Source organism: Sphingomonas sp. (genome assembly GCF_035998645.1).
Lineage (GTDB): Bacteria > Pseudomonadota > Alphaproteobacteria > Sphingomonadales > Sphingomonadaceae > Sphingomonas.
In genome coordinates this window covers 468594-493089 of the sequence record NZ_DASYHL010000002.1, presented here as the reverse complement: position 1 = coordinate 493089, position 24496 = coordinate 468594, and the positions used below count along the sequence as shown (strand labels likewise).

Here is a 24496-nt window from a genome sequence, read left to right as displayed (position 1 = left end):
GCCGCCATGAGGTTCTTCAAACCCGATCGCCCCGTCTCGACGGTCGGCGCGCTGGCGGATCTGCGCAACGTCCTGCGCATCCGCCACCGCTACCAGCTATGGTTCCTGCTCGCCGCCGCGATCACTACCGGTCTGGTCCTGTTCGGCTTCTACAAGGACTCGTATTTCGAGAAGCCGTATAAGCGCGAGATCGTCTATTTCCAGAATTGGCGCGAAGATCGGACGATCGACGAGATCATCGCCCAGCAAAAGATCGACGAACCGATCCGCCAGAAACGCATCGCCGAGCAAAAGGCGAAGGCGGAAAAGAAGAAGCGCGAATACAAGAAGATCGACGACAAGCTGAAAGAATACGGGATTTGAACGACGCCGCGTGGATGGGTGCCGCGCTCGCGCTTGCCGAGCGCGCGCGGGGCCGTACCGCGCCCAATCCCAATGTCGGCTGTGTGATCGTGGGAGAGGGTCGCGTCGTCGGACGCGGCTGGACCCAGCCCGGCGGCCGCCCCCATGCCGAAGCGATGGCGCTGGCCCAGGCGGGCGAGGCAGCGCGCGGTGCGACCGCTTACGTGACGCTCGAACCCTGCGCGCATGACTCGCCGCGCGGTCCGGCCTGTGCCGACTCGCTGGTTGCGGCGGGAATCGCGCGCGCGGTCATCGCGCTGCGCGACCCCGATCCCCGCACCGACGGACGCGGCATCGCGCGCCTTGAGCCAGCGGGTATCGCGGTGACGGCCGGAATTCGCGCGGGTGAGGCCGAGCGCAGCATGGCGGGCTTCCTGACCCGTCGCGCCTTGGGCCGGCCATGCGTCACGCTCAAGCTCGCCACCTCGCTCGACGGCTGCATCGCGCTCACCAATGGGACTAGCCGCTGGATCACCGGCCCGCGCGCCCGCCAGCACGCACATCTTGAGCGCGCGCGGCACGAGGCGATTCTCGTTGGGCGCGGCACGCTGGATGCCGATGCGCCCATGCTCGACGTCCGCGTCCCCGGCCTTGAGGATCGCAGCCCACGCCGCATCCTGCTCTCCTCCAGCCACGTCCCCGGCTGGGAGCGACTCGCCGCGCCCGAGGCGATTGGCGACCTCGACGGCGTCGACCACCTACTGGTCGAGGGCGGCGCACAGACCGCCGCTGCCTTCCTCCGCGCCGATCTGGTCGACCGGCTGCTGCTCTACCGCGCGCCGGTCCTGCTTGGCGGCAAGCCGGGGCTCGCCGATCTCGGCCTCGCCACCCTCGACCCGGCGCATGGCCGCTGGACATTGCACGACGCACGCATGCTTGGCAGCGACCGGCTCGAGGTCTACGAGCGCGCCAGAGGATAGGATATGTTCACCGGAATCATCACCGATGTCGGCGCGATCGAAGCGATCGAAACTCGCGGCGACCTGCGTGCGCGCATCACCACCGCCTATGACACCGCGACCGTCGACATGGGTGCGTCGATCGCCTGTTCAGGCGTCTGCCTGACCGTGGTGGACAAGGGGCCGGGCTGGTTCGCGGTCGATGTGTCGCACGAAACCGTCTCGCGCACCGCCCCTCAGTGGGTCGCCGGACAGCGCCTCAACCTCGAACGCGCGCTCAAGGTCGGCGACGAACTCGGCGGGCATATCGTCACCGGCCATGTCGATGGCGTCGGCACGGTGCTCGGCCTGTGCGCAGAAGGCGATTCGCAGCGGATCGGCATATCGGTGCCCGCCAGCCTCGCCCCGTTCATCGCGGCCAAGGGATCGATCACCATCGACGGCGTCTCGCTGACGGTGAACGAAGTGGCCGATCAGCCCGACGGCACCGCGCATTTCGCGATCAACCTCATCCCGCACACCCAGGCCGTGACCACGCTCGGCGCGCTGGCCCAGGGTCAGGCGGTCAATCTCGAGATCGACGTGCTCGCACGCTATCTCCAACGTATGGAGGCCGCTCGTGGCCAGTCCTGAAGTCAGCCGTCTTCCGCACGCCTTCCTCTCTTCGCCCGATGAGATCATCGACGAGGCGCGCAACGGCCGCATGTTCATCCTGGTCGATGACGAAGACCGCGAGAATGAAGGCGACCTGGTCATCCCCGGCCAGATGGCGACCCCAGACGCGGTCAACTTCATGGCCAAGCACGGCCGCGGGCTGATCTGCCTCGCGATCACGCAGGGGCGCGCCGACCAGCTCGGGCTTGAGCCGATGGCGCGGCACAACGGCACCAGCATGGGCACCGCCTTCACCGTCTCGATCGAGGCGAAGGAGGGCGTTACCACCGGCATCTCCGCCGCCGATCGCGCGCGCACCATCGCGGTCGCGACCGACGCGACCAAGGACGCCGCCGACATCGTCTCGCCCGGCCATGTCTTCCCGCTGATCGCGCGCGAGGGCGGGGTGCTGGTGCGCGCCGGCCATACCGAAGCGGCGGTCGATGTCTCCCGCCTCGCCGGGCTCAGCCCGTCGGGCGTGATCTGTGAGATCATGAAGGACGACGGCACGATGGCGCGGCTCGACGACCTCGTCGCCTTTGCCCAGCTGCACAACCTCAAGATCGGCACGATCCGCGACCTGATCGCGTATCGCCGCCGCTACGATCATCTGGTCGAACGGCGCGCGGAAACCGTGTTCCAGAGCCGCTGGGGCGGCGACTGGCGCAGCATCGCCTTCTGGAACAAGGCCACCGGGACCGAGCAGCTCGCTTTGGTCAAGGGCCGCGTCACGCCCGACAAGCCGACGCTGGTCCGCATGCACGCGCTGTCGCCGTTCGCCGATGTGTTCGGCGAGGCGGGCGACCGCGGCCGCCTGCTCCAGCGGTCGATGGAGATCATCGGCGAAGAGGGCGCAGGCGTCGTTGTCGTGATCAACAAGCCGCGCGCCGACGCCTTCACCATGGCGATCGAGCGCAAGGCCGGGAAGCGCACCGAAGTCGATATGGAGGAGTTGCGCGATTACGGCGTCGGCGCGATGATCCTCAACGAATTGGGGGTCGAGGAAATGGTGCTACTCACCAACACCCATCACACGCTCGTCGGGCTCGACGGCTATGGCCTGCGCATCGTCGGTGAGCGCGCGATCGACTTGGGAGCCGAATAATGGCCAACATCCTGATCGTCGAAGCGCGCTTTTACGACCATCTCAACGACATGCTCCTCGCCGGTGCCCGCGCCGCGATCGAGGCGGCGGGCCATGCCCATGAAACCGTCACCGTCCCCGGCGCGCTCGAACTGCCCGGCGCGATCGTGCTGGCCGAAGAAACGCAGCGCTACGACGCCTATGTCGCGCTCGGCGTGGTGATCCGCGGCGAGACCTATCATTTCGAGATCGTGTCGAACGAAAGCGCGCGCGGCATCATGGCGCTGACCATGGACGGCATCCCGATCGGCAACGGCATCCTCACCACCGAGGACGAGGCACAGGCGATCCGCCGCGCCGATCCCGCGCAGCTCGACAAGGGCGGTGGCGCCGCCGAAGCGGCCATCGCGATGCTGGCGCTCAAACAAAGACTATGACCCACCCGATCCTCTTCACCGAACGGCTGATCCTGCGCCGGCCGGCGGCGGAGGACCTGGACGGCTGGGCGGCCTTCTCCGCCGATCCAGTCGCGACCGAACATCTCGGCGGCCCGGTCGAACGCAGCGTCGCCTGGCGCCAGCTGTGCACCATGGCCGGCGCGTGGGAGATCAACGGGTTCGCGATGTTCAGCGTGATCGAACGCGCGACCGGCAAATGGGTCGGTCGCCTCGGCCCGTGGATGCCCGAAGGCTGGCCGGGCACCGAAGTCGGCTGGGGCGTCGCGAGCGAATTCGCCGGGCGCGGCTATGCCTATGAAGGCGCGGTCGCGGCGATGGACTATGCCGTCGATGTGCTTGGCTGGAGCGAGGTGATCCACACCATCGCGCCCGAAAACACTCGCTCGATCCGCCTCGCCCAACGGCTGGGGTCGACCAATCTGCGCCGGGTCCCGCTTCCCGCCCCCTATGCCGACGTCACCGTCGACGCCTGGGGGCAGAGCGCCGAACAATGGCGCGCCGAACGAGCCGCACGGTGACCGAAGTCCCACCCAGCCGCTACAAGGTCGTCGAGCGCGACCGGCGGCTGGTGGTGATCGATACGCTGACCGGACAGCCCGCCAGTGCGCCCGGCCCCATCGTCCCGCCTGATCGTCAGCTGGCGCCAGACCGCCCGATCACCGAAACCGAACCGCGCCGCATCGACGACCGCAGCGGCGCGCAGGTCCTGACCACCTCGCCACTCTACGACCTCAAGGCACCGCGCCGGATCGTGATGGGCGACCGGTTCAACGACAGGATCGGCAAGGCGATCGGCGGCTGGCTGATCGGCCTGTTCTTCGCCTTTTCGATCGCCTTCCTGTTCTTCCCCTGGCTGATCGTCGTGCCGTTCGTGCTCGCCCTGCAACCCAAATTGCGCGCGGCGATCCGCCAATGGATCACCGCGCGCCTGGATGATGTGGAGCGGGGTTAGGAAACACCCCAGCTCGGTGGGTTACGCGTCCTGCTTCGCCAGCGCCGGGTAATCGATATACCCCTCCGGCCCCTGGCTATACCACGTCGCCATATTCCCCTCGTTGAGCGGCGCGCCGGTGCGCAGCCGTTCGGGCAAGTCGGGATTGGCAAGGAAGGTGCGGCCAAAGCTCACCGCGTCGGCCACCCCGCTGTCGAGCGCGGCCTGCGCCTCCTCGCGGGTGACATAGTCCGAATTGACCACCAGCGGCCCGTCGAACACGGTACGGATCGCCGGGCTCAGCTTGGGCACCTCGGTCCGACCGAACGTCCCCTCCGGCCCCGGCTCACGCAGTTCGAGGAAGGCGATGCCGAGTTCCGACAGGCGCTTTACGGCGGGCAGGAACAGCGCATGCGGATCGCTGTCATCGACGCCCTGGCTTTCGCCATTGGGCGACAGGCGCACGGAGGTGCGGTCCGCACCGATCGCCGCGACGACCCGCTCGGCCACATCGCTCAGCAAGCGGATGCGGTTGTCGATGCTGCCGCCATAGGCGTCGCTGCGCTGGTTCGCGCCGTCGCGCAGGAACTGGTCGATCAGATAGCCATTGGCGGCATGGATCTGCACCCCGTCAAACCCGGCCTTGCGCGCATTCTCGGCGGCGCGGGCATAATCGTCGAGGATGCCGGGAATCTCCGACAGGTCGAGCGCGCGCGCGACCTCCGAAGGCTGACGCCCCTCATAGGTGTGCATATGCCCCTTGGTCTGCGTGGCCGAGGACGAAACCGGCTGCTCGCCGATGACCGAGCTATGGACCTGACGCCCCATATGCCACAGCTGCGCGACGATCCGTCCGCCTGCCTCGTGAACCGCCGCGATCACCGGCTTCCATGCCTCGACCTGCGCATCGTTCCACAGGCCGGGTGCGAACGGCCAGCCCAGTCCCTGACGGCTGATCCCGGTCGCTTCGGAAATGATCAGCCCGGCCGAAGCGCGCTGGGCATAATAGTCGGCCATCATCGCGGTTGGCACCGCATCGCGATCGGCACGGCCGCGGGTCAGCGGCGCCATCAGCACGCGGTTGGGTGCGGTGATCGCGCCCAGCGTCAGGGGATCGAACAGGTCGGGCATCAGTGAATTTCCCTCCAATTGGGTTGCATAATGCAACAGATAGGACGCTAAAGGCGCGATGCACGAGTCTGCCCCTCCAAGAAAAGCTGCACCGCAACAAAGCGCGTCTGCTTTGCCCTTCGCCGCGCTGCTGATCGGCAATCTGGCGCTCGCGTTCGGCCCATGGTTCGTCCGCGCCGCCGATGTCGGGCCGGTCGCAGCTGGCTTCTGGCGACTCGCGCTCGGCGTCCCGTTCCTGTTCGCGATCATCCTCGTCAGCCGCGGCGGCGCGATGCGGGGGACGCGCGGGCTATGGGGCGTATTGGTGATTGCCGGGGTCGTTTTCGCAGGCGACCTTGCTGCATGGCATGTCGGGATTCTTCGGACCAACCTCGCCAATGCGGCGCTTTTCGGAAACTCGGCGACCTTGATGTACCCGATCTGGGGATTTCTTATCGCGCGCGCCTGGCCGACGCGCCAACAAGGGCTGGCGCTTGCCCTTGCAGCAATCGGCGCGGGGCTGTTGCTCGGACGCTCCTATGAACTTTCGCCCCAGAATCTGGTCGGCGACCTGCTCTGCCTGCTCGCAGGGGCACTCTATACCGTCTATTTCATCATGATGGCCCGCGCCCGCGCGGCGATGGCACCGCTTCCCGCGCTCGCCTGGTCCAGCCTGTTCGGGACGCTCCCGATGCTGATCTTCGCGTGGGTGTTGGGCGAGCAGATCTGGCCGCAGAATTGGGGCATTCTCGTCGGCCTCGCGCTCGCCAGCCAGGTCATCGGGCAGGGGTTGCTGATCTACGCGCTCGGCCATCTTTCGCCGCTGGTCGTCGGCATCGCCCTGCTGACCCAGCCGGTCGTCGCCGGGACGGTCGGGTGGATCGTCTATGACGAGCGGCTGGGCGTACCCGATTTCATCGGCGCGGCACTGGTCGCGGTCGCCCTCGTCCTGGTCCGACGCGGCAAAAGCCCTCCGGGACAGGTTGCGTCGAGCGAGGCAGAGGCTAAAACGGGAACATGACCCAGGTTGCCGACATGACGCTGGACGAGCTTCGCGACGCGCTTGCGCCGCGCCTCGCCCCCAATGCTGCCTTTGACGGGTGGAGCGCGGACGCGGTCACCGCTGCTGCCGACGCAATCGGGGCGGATCACGACATTGCCCGGCTCGCCATTCCGGCCAAGCCGGTCGAGATGATCGACCTGTGGTTCGCGCATGTCGACCGTGAGATGGCCAGTCGCCTGCCCCCCGAAACGCTCGCATCGATGAAAATCCGCGCCCGGATCACTGCGTTGGTCGAGGCACGACTCGATATCCTCGCCCCGGATCGGGAGGCACTGCGCCGCGCGGTCGCGATCCTCGCGATGCCGCAGAACGCCGCGCGCGCCGCCCGGCTCGGCTGGCGTTCGGCCGATGCGATGTGGCGGCGCGCGGGCGACACCGCGACCGACTATAACCATTATACCAAGCGCGCGATGCTCGGCGGCATCTACGCCGCGACGATCGCGGTGTTCCTGAATGACGAGAGCGAGGGGCAGGCCGACACCCGCGCCTTCCTCTCCCGCCGGATCGACAACATCATGCAGTTCGAAAAGGCCAAGGCGAAGCTGGCGTCGCGGACCGACCATCGCTTCAGCATGTCGCGTTTCATCGGCCGGCTGCGCTACACCGCGCGGTGAATCGGCACCGATTGCCCCGCTCGCAGAAGCTGCTTAGGCTGGCCCCCTTGTTAGACGGGGGAACGACCGATGAAGGCCGTGGCAATCATTCTCAACTTTTTCATTCCGGGCGTGGGCAGCCTGGTCATCGGCAAGACCGGCGCGGGCATCGCGCAGCTGATCATCTATTTCGTCGGCCTGTTCCTCACGCTCACCGTGATCGGCGTCATCATCGGCGGCCCGATGATGCTGGGCGCGTGGATCTGGGGACTGGTGACCGCAGCGACCCATGTCGATCAGCCGGTGCAGGTGCATGTCGTCCATACCCACCAGCCGGGCGGATCGCCCGACGCCTGATCCGGGGCCGACCCCGCCTCACCTGGTGAGGCGGGGCGTATTGTGACTCCACTTCCCTATCCCGCGCTGCACGCCAGCCATGGCGGCATCTGGATCGCGACCGCCGAAGGCACGCGCAGCATCGGGCGGGGTGAGGCGGTGCGGATCGCCGCCGACACGCCGGTGATCCTGCTCAACGCGCCGCTCGCGGCGCAGCGGCTGGGCTATCCCGACCTGTCCGGCCTCGACCTGCTGGAATTGTTCGCCTTCCTGCGCCCGGCGCGGTTCATGGTGCCGACACCGCGCGGTTTGGCCCGCACGCTCGGCATAGCCGAGCCCGCCGACGACGCCAGTGTCGCACCATTCCTGCGCGACGCGGCCGAGGCGATGCTGGCCATTGCCGAAACTGACTGGCCGGAGCGCGAGGGGGCGTGGCACGGTGCCCAATCGCTCGCGCGGCTGCGCTGGAGCTGGGCACCGGCCGTATCGCAGCGCCTGAGCAAGCCCGAAAAGGCCGAGCGCTGGCTGTTCTCGCGCTTGCCCGAATGGAGCGAGGGCGCGCCGCGCACCCCGCCGCGCACCGTGACGCTCGATCCTGAAGCGGTGCGCGATCGGCTCGCGGCGCTGACCGGGGCCGGCGCCGAAGCCCGCGCCGGCCAGCGGCTCTATGCCGAAGCGGCGGCAAGCGCCTTCGCTCCGCGCACGATGCGCGATTCGCCCAATCTGGTGCTGGCCGAGGCCGGGACCGGCATCGGCAAGACGTTGGGTTACCTCGCCCCCGCCTCGCTGTGGGCGGAGCAGGCCGATGGCGCGGTGTGGATTTCGACCTTCACCAAAGCGCTGCAACGCCAGCTCGGCCATGAAGGCGAGCGGCTGATCGCCGATCCGGAGGAGCGCAAGCGGCGGATCGTCACGCGCAAGGGCCGCGAGAATTATCTCTGCCTGCTCAACCTCGAGGACGCGCTGCAGGGCGGGTTTGCGGGCCGCGCTGCCGTGCTCGCGCAGCTGGTCGCGCGCTGGGCGGCCTATAGCGCCGATGGCGACATGGTCGGCGGCGACCTGCCCGGCTGGCTTCCCGTGCTGTTCCGCCGCAACGGATCGACCGCGCTGACCGACCGGCGCGGCGAGTGCGTCTATGCCGGCTGCCCGCACTACCGCAAATGCTTCATCGAGCGCGCCGCGCGGGCGAGCGCCGAGGCCGATATCGTGATCGCCAACCACGCGCTGGTGATGGTCAACGCCGCCCGCGGGCGCGAAACCGCGACGCGCCCGACCCGCTATGTGTTCGACGAGGGCCATCATCTGTTCGACGCCGCCGACGCGATGTTCAGCGTCGCATTGTCGGGACAGGAAACGATCGAGCTGCGCCGCTGGGTCACCGGCCCGGAAAGCGGATCGCGCGGTCGCCGCCGTGGCCTGGCCGCGCGCCTGTCGGATGTCGCCAGCTATGACGATGCCGGCGCGCGCGCGATCACTGAGGCGGTCGATGCCGCCCGCGCTTTGCCCTCCGATGGCTGGCTCCAGCGCCTGGCCGAGGGCCAGCCGTTCGGCGCAATCGAGCAGCTGCTCGCGGCCGTCCGCGGCCTTGTCTATGCCCGCGACGCCGATGGCTCGGGCGAGGCGGGCTATGGCATCGAGACCGAACTGGCCGAGCCCGACGCGCCGCTGATCGACGCCATCCCGCCCGCCGCCGCCGCGCTGGAATCGCTGCTGCGCCCGCTGATGGCGCTCGGGCGACGGCTGGAGGCGGTGCTCGACGAAGCGCCCGACTGGATGGACGGGCAAGCGCGCGCGCGGATCGAGGGGGCGATCGCCTCGCTCGGCTGGCGTGCCGAAACCGTCGCCGCGTGGCTCTCGCTCGTCGCGCGCATCGGCGGCCCGGCGAGCGCCGACTTCGTTGACTGGCTCGCCGTGGAACGCATCGAAGGCCGCGAAATCGACATCGCCCTCCACCGCCGCTGGCTCGACCCCAGCAAGCCCTTTGCCGAAACGGTGCTCAAGCCGGCGCACGGCGCATTGGTTACCTCAGCAACGCTGCGCGCGGGCGGGGACTGGGACGTCGCCGAACAGCGCAGCGGGGCACAGCATCTGCTCAACCCGGCACAGCGGTTCGAAGCACCGTCGCCGTTCGACTATCCGCGTCAGGCCGAAGTGCTGATCGTCACCGATATCAAGCGCGGCGACATGGGCGCGCTCGCCGCCGCCTATTCCCGGCTGATCGTCGCGGCGCAGGGCGGGACGCTGGGGCTGTTCACCGCGATCCGGCGGTTGCGCGCTGTCCACACCCGCATCGCCGACCGCCTCGCGCGCGAAGGGCTCCCGCTCTACGCCCAGCATGTTGACCCGATCGACACGGGGACGTTGGTCGACATCTTCCGCGACGATCCGCGCGCCTCGCTGATCGGCACCGATGCCTTACGCGATGGCGTCGACGTGCCCGGCCACTCGCTGCGGCTGGTGGTGATGGAGGGCGTGCCCTGGCCCAAGCCGAGCGTACTCCACGCCGCCCGCCGTCTGACCAATGGCGGAAGCGCCTATGACGACCGCATCGTTCGCGCGCGGCTGGCACAGGCGTTCGGGCGGCTGATCCGGCGCGCCGATGATTCGGGGGCCTTTGTACTGCTCTCCGCGGCGACCCCATCGCGCCTGCTCGACGCCTTCCCTGCGGGTACCCCGATACGCCGGCTCACGCTGGATGAAGCGGTCGAGCGCGTGCGGCGTCTTTCCTCCGTCGCATCGCTGGGGCAGAAGGCGCGCGAAACCGCCGATCGGGAGGGCCGATGAAGACGTTGACGGTGCTGCGCCACGCCAAGTCGAGCTGGGACGATGCCGTCGCCCGCGATTTCGACCGGCCGTTGAATGCGCGCGGGCAACGCGCCGCAGTAACCGTTGGCCGCCATATGCGCAGCGAGGGACTGGCATTCGATCATGTCGTCGCCTCACCCGCTGCCCGAATCGTCGAGACGGTCGAACAGGTCGAGACCGGCTATGGCAGCGCGCTCGCCCCCGAATGGGACCGCCGCATCTATCTCGCCTCGGCCTCGACCTTGCTCGACGTGGTCCATGAACTGCCCGCAGGCGCCGACAGCGCGTTGCTGATCGGCCATAATCCGGGGCTTGAGGATCTGGTGCTGATGCTGGTCCCCGACCGCGTCGGCGACCTGCTGCGCGATTCGGTGGAGGAGAAATTCCCGACCGCCGCGCTGGCGATGATCACGTTCGACACGGACGATTGGGGCGCGATTCGCTCCAGCGCCGGCACGTTGGTGCGTTTTGTCCGCCCCCGCGACCTCGACCCGGCACTCGGCCCGGAGAGTTGATCAGCGATCCTCGTTCAACGCATCCTGCAGCGCGTCACGCACTGCGCGCAGCGAGTCGGAGCGCCCGCGCCGCGCACCCCGCTCGGCATCGAGCAGGCGCTGGACTCCGCGGATCGAATAACCCTCACGACTGAGCAGCGAGTCGATGCGCCGCACCAGCGCGACATCGTCGGGCCGGTAATAGCGTCGTCCTCCCGCGCGCTGCAGCGGGCGGAGTTGGGCGAACCGCGTTTCCCAATATCTCAATATATGCTGAGGGCGCCCGATTTCCTGCGCAAGCTCACCGATCGTCCGGAAGGCTTCGGGGCCCTTATCCGGACCGGCTGCCATATCATCCCCCGCTGACGATCCGGTCGCGCAGCATCTGGCTGGCGCGGAAGGTGAGCACCCGGCGGGGTGCGATCGGCACCTCTACCCCGGTTTTCGGGTTGCGCCCGATCCGCTCACCCTTATCGCGCAGCACGAAGCTGCCGAAGCCCGAAATCTTGACATTCTCGCCCTTGGACAGCGCCTCGCACATATGGCCGAGGATCTGTTCGACGAGCCGGGAAGCATCGGCGCGCGAGAGCCCCACGTCGCGATGCAGCGCATCGGCGAGATCAGCCCTGGTCAGCGTCGCAGCGGATGTCATTCTAAACCCTCCAGCCCCGTCTTGTTACCGTAACACATTGAGGGAATGGTGCAACCATCGTTGCGCCCGCGTTACGATACCGTGATACTACGGTAGCGACGTCGCCTCGGCGGGACCGGAATGGTACCAATACCCGATCAGAACCGGACCACCGCAGCGCCCCAGGTAAAGCCGCCACCCATCGCTTCGAGCACCAGCAGGTCGCCCTGCTTGATCCGCCCGTCGCGCACCGCCGTGTCGAGCGCGAGCGGCACCGAAGCGGCCGACGTATTCGCATGCTGGTCGACCGTTACCACGACCTTCTCCGGCGCCAGGCCAAGCTTCTTGGCCGTCGCGTCGAGGATGCGGGCATTGGCCTGATGCGGCACCACCCAGTCAACGTCTTCCGGGTCGAGTCCCGCCGCGACCAGACTTTCGGTCATCACGCTGGCAAGGTTGACCACCGCATGGCGGAACACTTCCTTGCCCTTCATCCGCAGCTTGCCGACCGTCCCAGTGGTCGACGGGCCGCCATCGACATAGAGCAGCTGGTTGTGGCGGCCATCGGCGTGCAGCTTGGTCGCGAGCACGCCGCGCCCGCCATCGACCGCCGTATCCTGCGCCTCCATCACGATCGCGCCGGCGCCGTCGCCGAACAGCACACAGGTGGTGCGATCTTCCCAGTCGAGGATGCGGCTGAACGTTTCCGCACCGATCACCAGCGCGCAATTGGCGCTGCCCGCGCGGATCATGCTCTCCGCGACCTGCACCGCGTAGAGAAAGCCCGAGCAGACCGCCGCCACGTCAAACGCGACGCAATCGTCGATGCCCAGCGCCGCCTGCACCCGGGTTGCACTGGCCGGAAACGTCTGGTCGGGGGTCGCGGTCGCGAGCACGATCAGGTCGACCGCCTGCGCGTCGATCCCCGCCGCGCTCAGCGCCGCCCGCGCCGCATCGGTGGCGAGGGTCGATGTCGTCTCGTCATCACCGGCGATATGGCGGAAGCGGATTCCGGTGCGCTCGACGATCCATTCGTCGGTGGTATCGACCCGCTCCGCCAGCTCGGCATTCGACACGCGGCGACGCGGCAACGCCGATCCCGTTCCGGTGATCACTGCACGCCGCATCGTTGCGACGGCGCTCGATTCGCTCATGCTGCCTGGGCCTCGAAATTGCCGAGATCCTCGGCGATGCGGCGGGTCAGATCGTCGCGCACCATCTTGGCGGCGACGCCGATCGCGGTTTCGACCCCGACTTCGTTGGCGCTGCCGTGGCTCTTCACGACAATGCCATTGAGGCCGAGAAAGACCGCGCCATTATGATTGTTGGGGTCGAGGTGATGCCGCAGCAAATCGGTCGCCGGCTTCGAGATCAGAAAGCCGATCTTCGAGCGAATCGAGCTGGAAAAGGCGCGGCGCAGCAGGTCGCCGACGAATCGCGCCGTACCCTCGACCGTCTTGAGCGCGATATTGCCCGAAAACCCGTCGCACACGATCACGTCGACATTGCCGCGCGACATGGCATTGCCCTCGACGAACCCGGTGAAGCGCAGCGGAAGATGCGTCGCGGCGCGCAATTTCTGCGCGGCGTCGCGGATGATGTCGGTGCCCTTGAGCTCTTCCGTGCCGATGTTGAGCAGCGCGACTCGGGGCGATTCGAGGTCGAGCACGGTGCGCGCATATGCGGCGCCCATGACCGCGAACTGGATGAGGTTGCGGCTGTCGACCTCGGTATTCGCGCCCAGGTCGAGCATGACCACATCATTATCGCCCAGCGTCGGCATCCGCGCGGCAAGCGCAGGGCGATCGATACCGGGCATTGTGCGCAGCGACAGCTTTGCCATCGCCATCAGTGCGCCGGTATTGCCCGACGACACGGCAGCGGCGGCATCGCCCCGCTTCACCAGGTCGATCGCAATGCCCATCGACGTCGTCTTGGCGCGGCGAATCGCCTGGCTCGGCTTGTCGGCGGCGGTCACAACCTCGGGCGCGTGGACGATTTCCGACGCAACGGAGAGGTTGGGATGGGACTTCAGCCCCTCGCGAATCGCGTCTTCGTCGCCGACGAGCAGAAAGCGCATGCCATCGAACCGGCGTCGCGCACGCGCGACTCCGGCGAGCATGACCGCCAGCCCCTCATCGCCGCCCATCGCATCGACGGCGATTCGTGCGCTTGAGGTCATGGCCAACGGTCCTTGATTGCTTGGGCTCAGCCCTCGACCGAGACGATCTCGCGGCCGTTATAATGGCCGCATGAGCCGCACAGCACGTGCGGACGCTTCAGCTCGCCACAGTTCGGGCACTCCTGAAAGGCCTGGACCGTCAGGGCGTCGTGCGACCGGCGCATGCCACGGCGGCTGGGCGAAACTTTTCTCTTGGGGACGGCCATTTCGGCAAACCTTCTTGAACTGTCGTCTTAAAACCTGGATCGCGATACGCCCATGACGGCGAACGGGCAAGCGCCGGGGTCCGGCACTCGCCGGACAGCCCTGGGCCAGTCGCGAAGCGAGCGAGCGCCTATACCGATTTCCGTTCAAGTTGCAAGGCGGCGCGCGGCGTGGCACCGAAGACACCTTATTGGGGGAAGCAATCCATGGACGCAATCATCCTGCCGGTGACGCTAGCCGCTGCTTCGGCCTGTGCGCTGCTCAATGCCTGGCTCACGTTCCGAGTCGGGCAGGTGCGGCGCGCCGAGAAAATCCTGGTCGGTGACGGGGGCAGCACCCGGCTGACCGCGCGGATGCGCGCCCAGCTCAATTTCGTTGAGCACGCCCCGTTCGTGCTGATCCTGATCGCGCTGATCGAACTGGCGGTCGGGACCGAGACCTGGCTGTGGGCGGTCGCGGCGCTGTTTGTCGCCGGGCGCATCCTTCACGCATTCGGGATGGACGGCTGGATGCCGGGCCGTAGCATCGGCATCGCGGTCACCCTGCTCGTGACGATCGGCCTGGCCGGCTATGCCGCCGCCATCCCCTATTTCGCATTCAGCGAATCGGAAACGATCGAGATGGTCGAGGTGTCGGGTTAAGAGGCTTGCTCGACCCACGCGGCTAACAGCGTATGGGCGATCGCGTAGCGCGGCGGGGCGATGAACCGGGCATCGGGCGCACCCGCCAGCGCCGCGCGCGCCTCATCCCGCGTGACCCACATCGCGTCCTCGATCTCGGTGGTGTCGAGCGATAGCGTGTCATCTTCGGCACGCGCGATACAGGCGATCATCAGCGACGACGCGAATGGCCAGGGCTGGCTGGCGATGTAGCGTACGTCCGATACCCGGACACCCGCTTCCTCGAGCGTCTCGCGCGCAACCGCTTCCTCGACCGATTCGCCGACCTCGACGAACCCGGCGAGCGCCGAATAGCGCCCTGCGGGCCATGCCGCCTGCCGCCCGAGCAGCGCGCGCCCGTCATGTTCGGCGAGCATGATCACGACCGGGTCGGTGCGCGGAAAATGCTCCGCACCACAACCGGAACAACGCCGCGCCCAGCCCGCGCGGAAGATATCGGTCGCGCTGCCACAGGCCGCGCAAAAGCCATGGCGCTGGTGCCAGTCGACCAGACTGCGCGCGCAGGCATAGAGGCTCGCCTGATCGGGCTGCATCAGCCCCAGCATCGCGAACAAGGCCGGCGACCGCGCCGCGCCATGCCGCTCGCCCATGCGCAGCGGGACGAAATGCGGTTTGCCGTCGATATAACCGAGGAACAAAGGCTCAGCGTCGTCGGGCAGGTCGGCAAGACTCGCCCAGACCAGCCGCCCTTCGCCGTCCAGCTCGGGATCGAGCCCGTTGAGCCTCAGCAGCCGCGCGCGCCAGTCACCCAACGCTGCGGCAAGTGCTTCAGGGTTGTTCCGCTCGCGGTCGGCGCGGTCGAGCACCCCGCCGGTGAACCCGACTTCAAGCCGCATCAGCGCGCTGCTTGGGCGTAAACGGCTTTGACCGCATCGGCGCGCAGCGGCCATTTGTCGGACGGGAAGTAATTGACCATCACCGTCCCGCGAATCTTCTTCGACGGATCGACCCACGCGACCGTACCCGCCGCGCCGCCCCAGCCATAGGTGCCCTTGCCCGCGCCGCCCGGAACATCCTCAAGCTGCACCGAACCACCCGCGCCATAGCCCATCTTCGGCCCCGCCGCCCCGCCGCTTCCGCTCGGCGCGCCACCAAAGGTGACGCCTGCGGGCAGCAAATCGGACATGGCGAGCCGCACCGTCTCCGCCTTCATCACCCGCACGCCATCAACCGCGCCACCGTTCGCCAGCATGTGCAGAAAACGGTCATAATCGCGCGCCGACATGACGAGGCCAGCGCCGCCATAGGGGAAGGACGGCGGCGTCAGCCACGCCGAGGTCTTGGCCGGATCGAACGGAATGCGGTTCTCGCCCGCCCAGGCATAGTTGGTTGCGAATCGCCCGATCTCCGACTGCGGCACCGTCCAATAGGTCGAGGTCATCTTGAGCGGCGTCAGCATCCGCGTCTGCAGGAACTGCTCATACGGCATCCCCGCCGCCGCCTCGATGATCGCGGGCAGCAGGTCGAGGCTGATCGAGTAACTCCACTTCGTGCCCGGCTCGGCGATCAGCGGCAGCGTCGCGACGCGCTCGGCAAATTCCTTGAGGCTGGTGGGGCGCAGCGGCCGCGCCTGCGCTTCCAGCGCCGCGTTCACCGCAGCCGGCGTGATGCCGAGCCGCTCATATTCCTTGAGCAGCGGCCCCTTGGTGATGATCGAATAGCCAAGGCCGGCGGTGTGCGTCACCAGATGCCGCACCGTGATCTGCGTCGTCGCGGGCCGGCTGTCGAGGCTGTTGGCCGGATCGGTCAGCACCTTCATGGTGCGAAAACCGGGGAAGAAGTCGGAAATCGGCTGGTCGAGCTTGAGCTTGCCGTCCTCGACCAGCATCATCGCCGCCATGGCGGTGATCGGCTTGGTCATCGAATAGACGCGCCACAGCGAGTCGGGCGTGGCAGCAGCGGCGTCGGCCTCCACCGCGATGCGGCCTGCGCTGGCAAAGACTGGCGCCGAATCGCCGACACCATAGGCAACGACGATGCCCTGGGTGCGGTTCTGCGCGACATAGTCCTTCGCCAGCGCCTCGACCGGAGCCGCCGTCCGCGTCGCAGTCGCCGCCTGTCCGAACGCCGCCGATTGCGTGCTCGCCAGCGCCAGCGCCGCCGCGCCACCGATCATCCAGGTCCGCTTCATGCTTCGCTCTCCATCGCCTCGACCGCCTTGGCGAACAGCCGCGGAAGTCCTGCCTCATCCAGTCGCTCGATCGGCCACCATTCGCCCTCGACCGCGCCTATGTGACGCGCGAGTGTTGCAGTCGCAAGCACGCCGTTCAGCTCGAAATGCGTAAAGACATGGCGGATCGCCGCGTTGCGCAACGTCCAGTCGGCCGCGACCGGCGCATCGGCCAGCCCCGGCGGGTTGTCGCTCCACGGTCCTGTCGGCAGCGCACGCATGCCTCCCAAAAGTCCCTTGTCCGGGCGCCGGACCAGCAGCACCGCCCCGTCCACTTCGAGCCAGAAAAACGTGCCGTAGCGCACCGGCCGCGCGCGCTTCTTCGCCTTGACCGGAAACGCGTCCGGCGTCCCGGCCCGCCGCGCGGCACAGGATTGGGCAAGCGGGCACAGCAGGCATTTGGGATTGCGCGGGGTGCAGATCGTCGCGCCCAGATCCATCATCGCCTGCGCAAAATCGCCCGCGCGCGCGTCCGGCGTGATCGAATCGGTCAGCGCCCGGACCTGCGGCTTCGCCCCCGGCAGGGCTTCCGCCACCGCAAACAGCCGCGTCACCACCCGCTCGACATTGCCATCGACCACCACCGCGCGCTGCCCGAACGCGATCGCCGCCACCGCCGCCGCCGTATAGGCGCCGAAGCCGGGAAGGGTGCGCAACGTCGCCTCGTCCGCAGGCAGCCGCCCGCCATGCTCCCCCGCCACCGCCCGCGCGGCGGCGAGCAGGTTGCGCGCGCGAGCATAATAGCCCAGCCCCGCCCACGCGCTCATCACCTCGGCATCCGGCGCAGCCGCGAGGCTCGCGAAATCGGGCCAGCGCGTCGTGAATTTCTCGAAATAGGGGATCACCGCCGCGACCTGAGTCTGTTGCAGCATCACTTCGGACAGCCACACGCGATACGGATCGGGCGGCGGCGTCCCCGGCGGCGCGCGCCACGGCAGCACCCGGGCGCTGGCATCATACCAGGCGAGCAGCAGATCGGCGATGTCGCGAGAAACATTGTCGGGCACGCCCCGCCTATGGCATGGACGACGCCGATGAGTAAGCCGCGCGCCACCCCCGACGCACCCCGCCGCAGCAACCGTGTTCGCGCCGTCGCGGATCTGGTGCCCGATGTCGGCCGCGTCGCGTTCCGCAAGTTCGGCTTCATCCAGAGCGCGGTGCTCAGCCGCTGGAGCGAGATCGTCGGCGAGCGCTATGCTGGCGTCTCGTCACCCGAATCGATCCGCTTCCCGCGCGGCGAGCGATCGAACGGCGTCCTCAGCCTGGTCGTTCAGGGCGCCCACGCCCCGATGATGCAGCATATCGCACCCGAGATCGTCGACCGGGTGAACCGCTTCTTCGGCTATCCCGCAGTCGCCCGCGTCGCAATCCGCCAGGGCGAGGTCACCCGCCCGGCAAAACCCACCGCGCCGCTGCCCGCGGCCCCCATCCCCGCCGAACTCGGCGACAGCCTGCGCGCGATTGTCGATCCCGAATTGCGTGCGGTGCTTGAAGGGCTCGCAGCGGGCGTCGCCGCGCCCGTGCTCAAACTTGGAAAGATCGACTGATGCGTCTGTTCGCCGTCCTCGCGCCGCTTGCCGTTGCCGCCGTCGTTGCCTGCGGCGCAGCCGCGCAACAGCCCAAAAAGGCGCCCGCAGCGCGCGACTGGTCGACGCATGTCGTGCAGGCCCCGTCCGGCGCCTATCTGATCGGCAATCCGGCGGCGAAGGTGAAGCTGGTCGAATATATCAGCTACAGCTGCGGCCATTGCGCGGAGTTCATTGCCGAATCGAAACTGCCGCTGAAGAACGGCTATGTCCGCCGCGGATCGGTGCGGATCGAAGTGCGGCACGCAGTGCGCGACCCGATCGACATGGCGGCCGCGCTGCTCGCCCGCTGCGCCGGACCGCAGGGCTTTTCCGGGGCGACCGACGCGATCTTTGCCGATCAGCGCTCGTGGTTCCGGATCGGCTCGCAATGGTGGAAGACCAACGAGCCGGCGCTCCAGTCGCAGCCGCCACTGGCCCGGTTGAAGGCGGTGGCCGAAGCGTCGGGCCTCAGCCCGCTGATGCGCGGTCGCGGCATGACCCAGGCGCGGATCGACGAGTGCTTTGCCAACCCGGCCGACCTCGGCCGCCTGAGCGCGATGGCCGAGGCATCGTGGAAGGTGATCAAGGGCACGCCAACCTTCGTGATCAACGGCAAGACCGGTGGCGGTGGCCATTGGGATACACTCGAACCCGAACTGCGTGCCGCCGGCGCGCGCTGATCTATCCCCCCAAAGCGTGGAGACGTGACTTGAAGCGAATTGCAATCGGCCTGGTATCGGCGATGGCGCTGGCCAGCTGCGGCGGCGGCGAAGACGCAGGGAACAACACCGCCGCCGCGCCGGCCGCCCCGGTCGCAGGCGTATCTGCCCCCTCGGGCACTCAGTGGGTCGACACCGTCGTCAAGACACCCGAGGGCGGGTTCCGCATGGGCAACCCCGACGCGGCGATCAAGCTGATCGAATATGGATCGCGCACGTGTGGCCATTGCGCCAATTTCGCGATCACCGGCATGGAGCCGCTCAAGGCCTATATCGCGACCGGCAAGGTCAGCTTCGAATTCCGCGACTTCCTGCTCAACCAGATCGACGTCGGCGCGGCGCTGGCCGGCCAGTGCGCGGGTCCCGCCACCTTCTTCCCGATCCTCGACCAGATGTTCGCCGAACAGCAGACGTTGATGAGCAACGGTCCGAAGCAGGGCGACCCCTTCATCCAGCAGGTCGAAGCCATGCCGCCGCAGCAGCGCGTTGCCGCAGTGGCGGAGAAGTTCGGCTATCTCGCCTTCGTTCAGCAGCGCGGCGTGCCCGAGGCACAGGCGCGCGCGTGCCTCGCCGATCAGGCCGCGACCGAAGCGCTGGTGAAGGCGGCCGAGACTGGCCAGAAGGAGTATAACATCTCCGGCACCCCGACCTTCATCCTCAACGGCAAGGTGCTGGAAAACACCGGCACCTGGCCGCAGGTCGAAACCGCGCTGAAGGCAGCAGGCGCCTGACCATGACCCGTGGGCGGGGCCGCTGATATGCAGATCAAGCGGCTCCGCCTGACGGGGTTCAAAAGCTTCGTCGACCCCGCCGACCTGCGCATCGAGCCGGGGCTGACCGGCATCGTCGGCCCCAATGGCTGCGGCAAGTCCAACCTGCTCGAAGCGTTGCGCTGGGCGATGGGCGAAAACAGCGCCAAATCCATGCGCGGTGCGGGGATGGAGGACGTGATCTTCGCGGGCACCGCGACCCGTCCACAGCGCGACTTTGCCGAAGTCTCGATCCTCGCCGAACAGGCCGGCGGCCCCGATGAAGGCGAGCTGGAAGTCGTCCGCCGGATCGAACGCGGTGCGGGTTCGGCTTATCGCATCAATGGCCGCGACGTGCGCGCCAAGGATGTCGGCCTGCTGTTCGCCGACTCCGCCACCGGCGCGCATTCCCCGGCCTTGGTCAGCCAGGGGCGGATCGGCGCGATCATTCAGGCCAAGCCCGGCGAGCGCCGCCAGATGCTCGAGGAGGCCGCCGGCATCTCCGGCCTGCATGTCCGGCGCAAGGACGCCGAGCAAAAGCTGCGCGCGACCGAGACCAATCTCACCCGACTCGATGAGATGATCTCCGACCAGGAGGCCCGCGCCGCCGCGCTCAAGCGGCAGGCGCGACAGGCGGAGCGCTATCGCGAGCTGTCCGACCGAATCCGCGTGGCCGAGGCGCGGATGATCTTCGCCCGCTGGCGCGATGCTGCTGCCGCCGCAGATGCGGCCAAGAAGGAAGCCGCCGCGGCCGAGGCGCTGGTCGCCGAACGCACGGCGGCACAGGAAAGCGCGCTCGCCGCGCAACAGGCGGTCGCGACCACGCTCGCCACTGCCCGTGCCGCCGCGCTGGCGCAGCGCGACCGGGCAAGCGAGGCGATGCACCGGCTCGCGACACTGCGCAGCGAACGCGCCGCGATCGACCGGCGGATCGCCGAACTGCGCGATTCGGCCGCGCGACTGGAAACCGACAAGGAGCGCGAAGGCGCACTTGCCCGCGACGCCGCCGACGCGCTCGCCCGGCTCGACAGCGAGACGCAGGCGCTCGAGTCGCGCATCGCCGAAGCAACGGCGCGCATGCCCGATCTCGATGCAGCGCTGACCGACGCCGAGCGCGCCGCGCGCGATGCCGAGGTGGCGCTGGCACAGGCACTCGCTGCACAAGCCGCCGAGGCCGCCGAAACCCGCGTCGCCGACGCCGCGCTCGCCGCCGCCCGCACCCGCGCCGAACGCGCGACGCGCGAGGCCGCGCGGGTCGATGCCGAAATCCGCGCGCTCGGCGATCCTGCCCCGCTCGCCGCCGAACGCCAGCGCGCTGCCGATGCACGGGCGCAGGCAACACATCAGGCCGAATCCGCACGCACCGGCCTCGCACGCGCCGATGCCGCCGAACGCGCCGCGATCGATTCGCGCAGCCGCGCCCAATCCACTCGCGCCGAGGCACATGCCGAACTCGCCCAGCTCGACAGCGAAGCAGCGGCCTTGTCCAAAGCCACGCGGCCCAGCGGCAAGGAACGGCTGCTCGACAGACTGACCGTGGCGCCGGGCTATGAACGCGCGCTCGCCGCCGCGCTGGGTGATGATCTGGAGGCGGGCCTCGACCCGACGGGCGAGCGCCATTGGGCAGGGGCCGAGGCACTGCCCGGCGACCCGCCACCCCCGCGCGCGACCACCCCTTTGGCCGCCCATGTCACCGCCCCGCCCGCACTTGCCCGGCGGCTGGCACAGGTGCTGGTTGCAGAGAGCGACGACGGCCAGCCGCTCGCGGTCGGGCAGCGGCTGGTGACGCTAATGGGCGTGCTGCGGCGCTGGGACGGCTATGTCGCGCGCTCGGGCGGCGCAGCAGCGGCGGAGCGGCTGGAGCGGGTCAACCGCCTCCACGCGATCGAGAAAGTCCGCCCCGCCGCCGTGCGCGCGGTCGATGCCGCCGACACCGAACTGACGCGAATCGAGACCGAGATCGCCGAGGCGAAGCGCGCCGGGTCCGACTGCCGCCGCCTGCTCGACAGCGCGGAGACGACCGGGCGCGAGGCAACCCGCGCGGAAGACCGCGCCGCCGCCGCGATCGAGCGGCTCGATGCCCAGCGCGCCGATCTGGAGGGCCGCCGCGCCCGGACCGCCGCCGAGCAGGAGGAAGCCGCTGGCGAGGTCACCCGCGCCGAAGCCGCGCGCGCCGCGCTGCCTGATGGCAGCGAAATCCGCGCGAAGGTCGGCGCGCTGTCGTCCGAAGCCGAACGGCGCCGCACCGCCGCCGCGACCGCGCGGGCCGAGCGCGGCGCTCTGGAACGCGACATCGCCGCAGCGCGCGAACGCCTCGCCGCCGCGCAGGCCGAACGGGGCAGCTGGACCTCACGTGCTGGCGAAGCTGCGCGACGCATCGCCGAAATGGACGCCCGCGCGATCGAACTCGCCGACGCCGCCGAGGCACTCGCCAGCCGCCCCGCCGAACTAGACGCTGCGCTCACCGAGGCCGAACGCGCGAGCGAAGAAGCGCGTATCGAAAGCGCCGCCGCCCAGCTCGCCGAGCGTGAAGCTGAAGCCGAACTGCGCGGCACTGAAGCAGCCGTCCGCGCCGCCGGCGATGCGTTGGGCGAGGCCCGGGAGCAGCGCGCCGGTGCCGTCGCGCGTGCCGAGAACCACGACCTGCGCCGAGTCGAAATGAACCGCCTGTCGGGCGAGCGTTTCGAATGTCCGCCACCCGTCCTGTCGCAACGCGTCGGCTTCGATCCCGACAGCGTGCGCGGCCCGCAGGATGAATCCGCCGCGCATGACCGGCTGATCGCCGAGCGCGAGCGGATCGGGCCGGTCAACCTCGTCGCCGAGACCGAGCTGGCTGAACTCACCACCGCCGCCCAGACTGCCGCTGCCGAACGCGACGAGCTGATTCAGGCGGTCCACCGGCTGCGCGGGAGCATCGGCACACTCAACCGCGAGGGCCGGCAACGCCTGCTCACCGCATTCGAGGCGGTCGACCAGCATTTCCGCCGCCTGTTTTCCACATTGTTCAACGGCGGCCAGGCACATCTCGCGCTGATCGACTCCGACGATCCGCTCGAGGCGGGGCTTGAGATCATGGCGCAACCGCCGGGCAAGAAGCTCCAGTCGCTGACCTTGCTCTCGGGTGGCGAGCAGGCGCTGACTGCGGTCGCGCTGATCTTTGCCCTGTTCCTCACCAACCCCGCACCGATCTGCGTTCTCGATGAGGTCGATGCGCCGCTCGATGACGCCAATATCGAACGCTTCTGCGACCTGCTCGAAGCGATGACGCGCGAAACCGCGACCCGCTACCTCATCGTCACCCACAACGCCGCGACGATGAGCCGCATGCACCGCCTCTTCGGCGTGACGATGGTCGAACGCGGGGTCAGCCGCCTCGTCTCGGTCGATCTGGGCGGCGCCGAATCGCTGCTGGCGGCGGAGTGAACGCCGCGACCCGCCCCACCCGCTTCCGCCTCGCGCTGTTCGGGTTCGGGGACTTTGCGTTCAACCTTTACTGGCAGAGCGCGATGCTCTTCCTGCTGTTCTATTACACCGACGCGCTGGGGCTACCGGTCGGTGTGGCAGCGACGATCTTCCTGGCCGCATCGGTATGGGACGGGATCGCCAATTTCGCCGCCGGGCTGCTCGCCGACCGGCATGAGCCGCGCGGGGGGCTGGGGCGGCTGATCGCGTTGGGTGGCGTGCCGCTGGGCCTTGGCTTCATGCTCGCCTATTTGCCTCCGCTCGCGCCGGGCATCTGGGGGATGGTTGGCATTTTTGCCGGGCATATCCTGTTCCGCACCGCTTATGCCTTTTTGAACGTCCCCTATCTGGCGATGAGCGCGCGGGTCAGCGCGGACAGCAACGACCGCGCGTTCGTTGCCGGGGTGCGCATGCTATCGGGCACGCTCGCCGCGATCGTCGTCGCGCTCGGCACCGTCCCGCTCGGTGCCGGACTACTCGGGGCCGAACGCGCCGCCGACGCCTATTTCGGCGCGGCGATCCTGTTCGCGCTCGCTGGGGCCGCGATCCTCGCCTTTGTCGGCCTGAGCTATCGCGAGGCCGATGTCCCTGACCGCGCGGAGCCGGTGCCGGTGCTCACCGCATTGCGCGTGATCGCCGCCAACCGCGCCTTCGTCACGCTGAACCTCGCCATGATGGCGGTGATCGTCGCGGTGACGATCCTCAACAAGTCCGTCCTCTATTACTTCAAATATTTCCTGCACGATGAGGCGAGCGGACAGCTGGCGCTGGCGTCGATGAGCGTGGTCAGTGCGGTGTCGGTGCCGTTGTGGATGCTGCTGCGCCGCCGCATCGGCGCGCGCGGGCTGTGGTTCCTCGCCGCCGGTCTCGCCAGCGCCGGACTCGCCGCCTTCGCCCTGTTCGACATCCACCGCGCCGGGGTGATGCAGGCGTATCTGATGGCGATGCAGGCGATGATCGTCGGGCTGAACTTCGTGTTCTGGGCGATGCTGCCCAACACGATCGAATATGGCGAACAGCGCACGGGCTTACGGGTCGAGGGCGCAGTGTTTGGCATGGCGGCGCTGCTTCAGCGGGTCGCGATCGGCATCGCCACTGCGATCATCGGCTTCGGCTTCGATGCCGCCGGCTATGTCGCCAACGTCGAACAAAGCGCTGCGACCCTCACCGCGATGCGCCTGACCATCGGCGCGGTCCCCCTCGCCTTTCTCGTATTCTCGTGTGTGATGATGGCGCTCAACCCGTTAGCGCGCGGTGCGCACGCGCAAATCGTCAAGGATCTGCGCCGCTAACGCCCCCTAA

At 68.4% G+C, this 24496-nt stretch carries 27 protein-coding genes; 18 read left to right on the top strand and 9 right to left on the bottom strand.

Annotated features, from left to right (window positions below; translation table 11 throughout):
• Nucleotides 1-6 precede the first annotated feature (6 nt).
• The 7 genes from VGN66_RS02670 to VGN66_RS02640 are packed head-to-tail and all read left to right on the top strand — an operon-like array spanning nucleotide 7 to nucleotide 4449.
• The gene (locus VGN66_RS02670; RefSeq protein ID WP_327517296.1) at nucleotides 7-363 is read left to right on the top strand and encodes a hypothetical protein; all 357 of its coding nucleotides are present in this window, start codon (nucleotides 7-9) and stop codon (nucleotides 361-363) included.
• Nucleotides 360-1322, top strand: coding sequence for a bifunctional diaminohydroxyphosphoribosylaminopyrimidine deaminase/5-amino-6-(5-phosphoribosylamino)uracil reductase RibD (ribD, locus tag VGN66_RS02665; protein ID WP_327517295.1), 963 nt, complete (start codon nucleotides 360-362; stop codon nucleotides 1320-1322). Before VGN66_RS02670 ends, ribD begins: the two co-directional genes overlap by 4 nt.
• A 3-nt stretch (nucleotides 1323-1325) precedes the next feature.
• The gene (locus tag VGN66_RS02660; RefSeq protein WP_327517294.1) at nucleotides 1326-1934 is read left to right on the top strand and encodes a riboflavin synthase; all 609 of its coding nucleotides are present in this window, start codon (nucleotides 1326-1328) and stop codon (nucleotides 1932-1934) included.
• Nucleotides 1921-3060, top strand: a complete 1140-nt coding sequence (gene ribB, locus VGN66_RS02655; protein WP_327517293.1) for a 3,4-dihydroxy-2-butanone-4-phosphate synthase — start codon at nucleotides 1921-1923, stop codon at nucleotides 3058-3060. The genes VGN66_RS02660 and ribB overlap by 14 nt, the downstream gene beginning before the upstream one ends.
• Nucleotides 3060-3476 (top strand): 6,7-dimethyl-8-ribityllumazine synthase, encoded by a 417-nt coding sequence (gene ribH / locus VGN66_RS02650; RefSeq protein ID WP_327517292.1) that lies wholly within the window; start codon nucleotides 3060-3062, stop codon nucleotides 3474-3476. Before ribB ends, ribH begins: the two co-directional genes overlap by 1 nt.
• On the top strand, nucleotides 3473-4015 hold the full coding sequence (locus tag VGN66_RS02645; protein ID WP_327517291.1) for a GNAT family N-acetyltransferase: 543 nt from the start codon (nucleotides 3473-3475) through the stop codon (nucleotides 4013-4015). The genes ribH and VGN66_RS02645 overlap by 4 nt, the downstream gene beginning before the upstream one ends.
• The gene (locus tag VGN66_RS02640; RefSeq protein ID WP_327517290.1) at nucleotides 4012-4449 is read left to right on the top strand and encodes a hypothetical protein; all 438 of its coding nucleotides are present in this window, start codon (nucleotides 4012-4014) and stop codon (nucleotides 4447-4449) included. Before VGN66_RS02645 ends, VGN66_RS02640 begins: the two co-directional genes overlap by 4 nt.
• 21 nt (nucleotides 4450-4470) lie before the next feature.
• On the opposite strand, the gene VGN66_RS02635 is transcribed toward VGN66_RS02640, so the two are convergent.
• Entirely contained in the window at nucleotides 4471-5559 is a 1089-nt protein-coding gene (locus tag VGN66_RS02635; protein WP_327517289.1) for an alkene reductase, read from the bottom strand.
• Nucleotides 5560-5617: 58 nt separating this feature from the next.
• On the opposite strand from VGN66_RS02635, the gene VGN66_RS02630 reads away from it, so the two are divergent.
• The 5 genes from VGN66_RS02630 (at nucleotide 5618) to VGN66_RS02610 (ending at nucleotide 10850) form a co-directional block, all read left to right on the top strand.
• Nucleotides 5618-6559: a DMT family transporter gene (locus VGN66_RS02630; protein ID WP_327517288.1), complete on the top strand. Its 942-nt coding sequence runs from the start codon at nucleotides 5618-5620 to the stop codon at nucleotides 6557-6559.
• Nucleotides 6556-7215 carry a COQ9 family protein gene (locus tag VGN66_RS02625; RefSeq protein ID WP_327517287.1) on the top strand — a complete coding sequence of 220 codons (660 nt, stop codon included), beginning with the start codon at nucleotides 6556-6558 and terminating at the stop codon, nucleotides 7213-7215. The genes VGN66_RS02630 and VGN66_RS02625 overlap by 4 nt, the downstream gene beginning before the upstream one ends.
• A gap of 69 nt (nucleotides 7216-7284) precedes the next feature.
• Nucleotides 7285-7551: a hypothetical protein gene (locus VGN66_RS02620; RefSeq protein ID WP_327517286.1), complete on the top strand. Its 267-nt coding sequence runs from the start codon at nucleotides 7285-7287 to the stop codon at nucleotides 7549-7551.
• A gap of 42 nt (nucleotides 7552-7593) precedes the next feature.
• Entirely contained in the window at nucleotides 7594-10314 is a 2721-nt protein-coding gene (locus VGN66_RS02615; RefSeq protein ID WP_327517285.1) for an ATP-dependent DNA helicase, read from the top strand.
• Nucleotides 10311-10850, top strand: coding sequence for a histidine phosphatase family protein (locus VGN66_RS02610; RefSeq protein ID WP_327517284.1), 540 nt, complete (start codon nucleotides 10311-10313; stop codon nucleotides 10848-10850). Before VGN66_RS02615 ends, VGN66_RS02610 begins: the two co-directional genes overlap by 4 nt.
• Here VGN66_RS02610 and VGN66_RS02605 read toward each other — a convergent pair whose 3' ends face one another.
• From VGN66_RS02605 to rpmF, 5 genes are all read right to left on the bottom strand, one after another.
• Nucleotides 10851-11180, bottom strand: coding sequence for a MerR family transcriptional regulator (locus tag VGN66_RS02605; RefSeq protein WP_327517283.1), 330 nt, complete (start codon nucleotides 11178-11180; stop codon nucleotides 10851-10853). It lies immediately after the preceding gene.
• Between the two features lies 1 nt (nucleotide 11181).
• Nucleotides 11182-11481, bottom strand: coding sequence for an integration host factor subunit alpha (locus tag VGN66_RS02600; RefSeq protein WP_327517282.1), 300 nt, complete (start codon nucleotides 11479-11481; stop codon nucleotides 11182-11184).
• A 137-nt stretch (nucleotides 11482-11618) separates the two neighbouring features.
• Entirely contained in the window at nucleotides 11619-12587 is a 969-nt protein-coding gene (locus VGN66_RS02595; RefSeq protein WP_327517568.1) for a beta-ketoacyl-ACP synthase III, read from the bottom strand.
• 23 nt (nucleotides 12588-12610) lie between these two features.
• Complete coding sequence (gene plsX / locus VGN66_RS02590; protein WP_224922064.1) at nucleotides 12611-13642, bottom strand: phosphate acyltransferase PlsX; 1032 nt, start codon at nucleotides 13640-13642, stop codon at nucleotides 12611-12613.
• 26 nt (nucleotides 13643-13668) lie between these two features.
• Complete coding sequence (rpmF, locus tag VGN66_RS02585) at nucleotides 13669-13848, bottom strand: 50S ribosomal protein L32 (RefSeq protein WP_327517281.1); 180 nt, start codon at nucleotides 13846-13848, stop codon at nucleotides 13669-13671.
• Between the two features lie 204 nt (nucleotides 13849-14052).
• Between rpmF and VGN66_RS02580 the strand changes: the two genes are divergently transcribed.
• Nucleotides 14053-14487 carry an MAPEG family protein gene (locus tag VGN66_RS02580; RefSeq protein ID WP_327517280.1) on the top strand — a complete coding sequence of 145 codons (435 nt, stop codon included), beginning with the start codon at nucleotides 14053-14055 and terminating at the stop codon, nucleotides 14485-14487.
• Here the strand turns inward: VGN66_RS02580 and nudC are convergent.
• The 3 genes from nudC to mutY are packed head-to-tail and all read right to left on the bottom strand — an operon-like array spanning nucleotide 14484 to nucleotide 17703.
• On the bottom strand, nucleotides 14484-15362 hold the full coding sequence (gene nudC / locus VGN66_RS02575) for an NAD(+) diphosphatase (protein WP_327517279.1): 879 nt from the start codon (nucleotides 15360-15362) through the stop codon (nucleotides 14484-14486). The genes VGN66_RS02580 and nudC overlap by 4 nt on opposite strands.
• Nucleotides 15362-16657 (bottom strand): serine hydrolase domain-containing protein, encoded by a 1296-nt coding sequence (locus VGN66_RS02570; RefSeq protein WP_327517278.1) that lies wholly within the window; start codon nucleotides 16655-16657, stop codon nucleotides 15362-15364. The genes nudC and VGN66_RS02570 overlap by 1 nt, the downstream gene beginning before the upstream one ends.
• Entirely contained in the window at nucleotides 16654-17703 is a 1050-nt protein-coding gene (mutY, locus tag VGN66_RS02565) for an A/G-specific adenine glycosylase (protein WP_327517277.1), read from the bottom strand. The genes VGN66_RS02570 and mutY overlap by 4 nt, the downstream gene beginning before the upstream one ends.
• Nucleotides 17704-17730: 27 nt before the next feature.
• Here mutY and VGN66_RS02560 point away from each other — a divergent pair, with 27 nt between their 5' ends.
• Genes VGN66_RS02560 through VGN66_RS02540 form a run of 5 tightly spaced genes read left to right on the top strand, consistent with a single transcriptional unit; the run spans nucleotide 17731 to nucleotide 24486 of the window.
• Nucleotides 17731-18243, top strand: coding sequence for a DUF721 domain-containing protein (locus VGN66_RS02560; RefSeq protein WP_327517276.1), 513 nt, complete (start codon nucleotides 17731-17733; stop codon nucleotides 18241-18243).
• Entirely contained in the window at nucleotides 18243-18944 is a 702-nt protein-coding gene (locus tag VGN66_RS02555; protein WP_327517275.1) for a DsbA family protein, read from the top strand. Before VGN66_RS02560 ends, VGN66_RS02555 begins: the two co-directional genes overlap by 1 nt.
• Before the next feature lie 29 nt (nucleotides 18945-18973).
• Complete coding sequence (locus VGN66_RS02550) at nucleotides 18974-19714, top strand: thioredoxin domain-containing protein (protein ID WP_327517274.1); 741 nt, start codon at nucleotides 18974-18976, stop codon at nucleotides 19712-19714.
• A gap of 27 nt (nucleotides 19715-19741) precedes the next feature.
• Entirely contained in the window at nucleotides 19742-23155 is a 3414-nt protein-coding gene (locus tag VGN66_RS02545) for a chromosome segregation SMC family protein (RefSeq protein WP_327517273.1), read from the top strand.
• Nucleotides 23152-24486 (top strand): glycoside-pentoside-hexuronide (GPH):cation symporter, encoded by a 1335-nt coding sequence (locus VGN66_RS02540; RefSeq protein WP_327517272.1) that lies wholly within the window; start codon nucleotides 23152-23154, stop codon nucleotides 24484-24486. Before VGN66_RS02545 ends, VGN66_RS02540 begins: the two co-directional genes overlap by 4 nt.
• The last annotated feature ends 10 nt before the right edge of the window (nucleotides 24487-24496 follow it).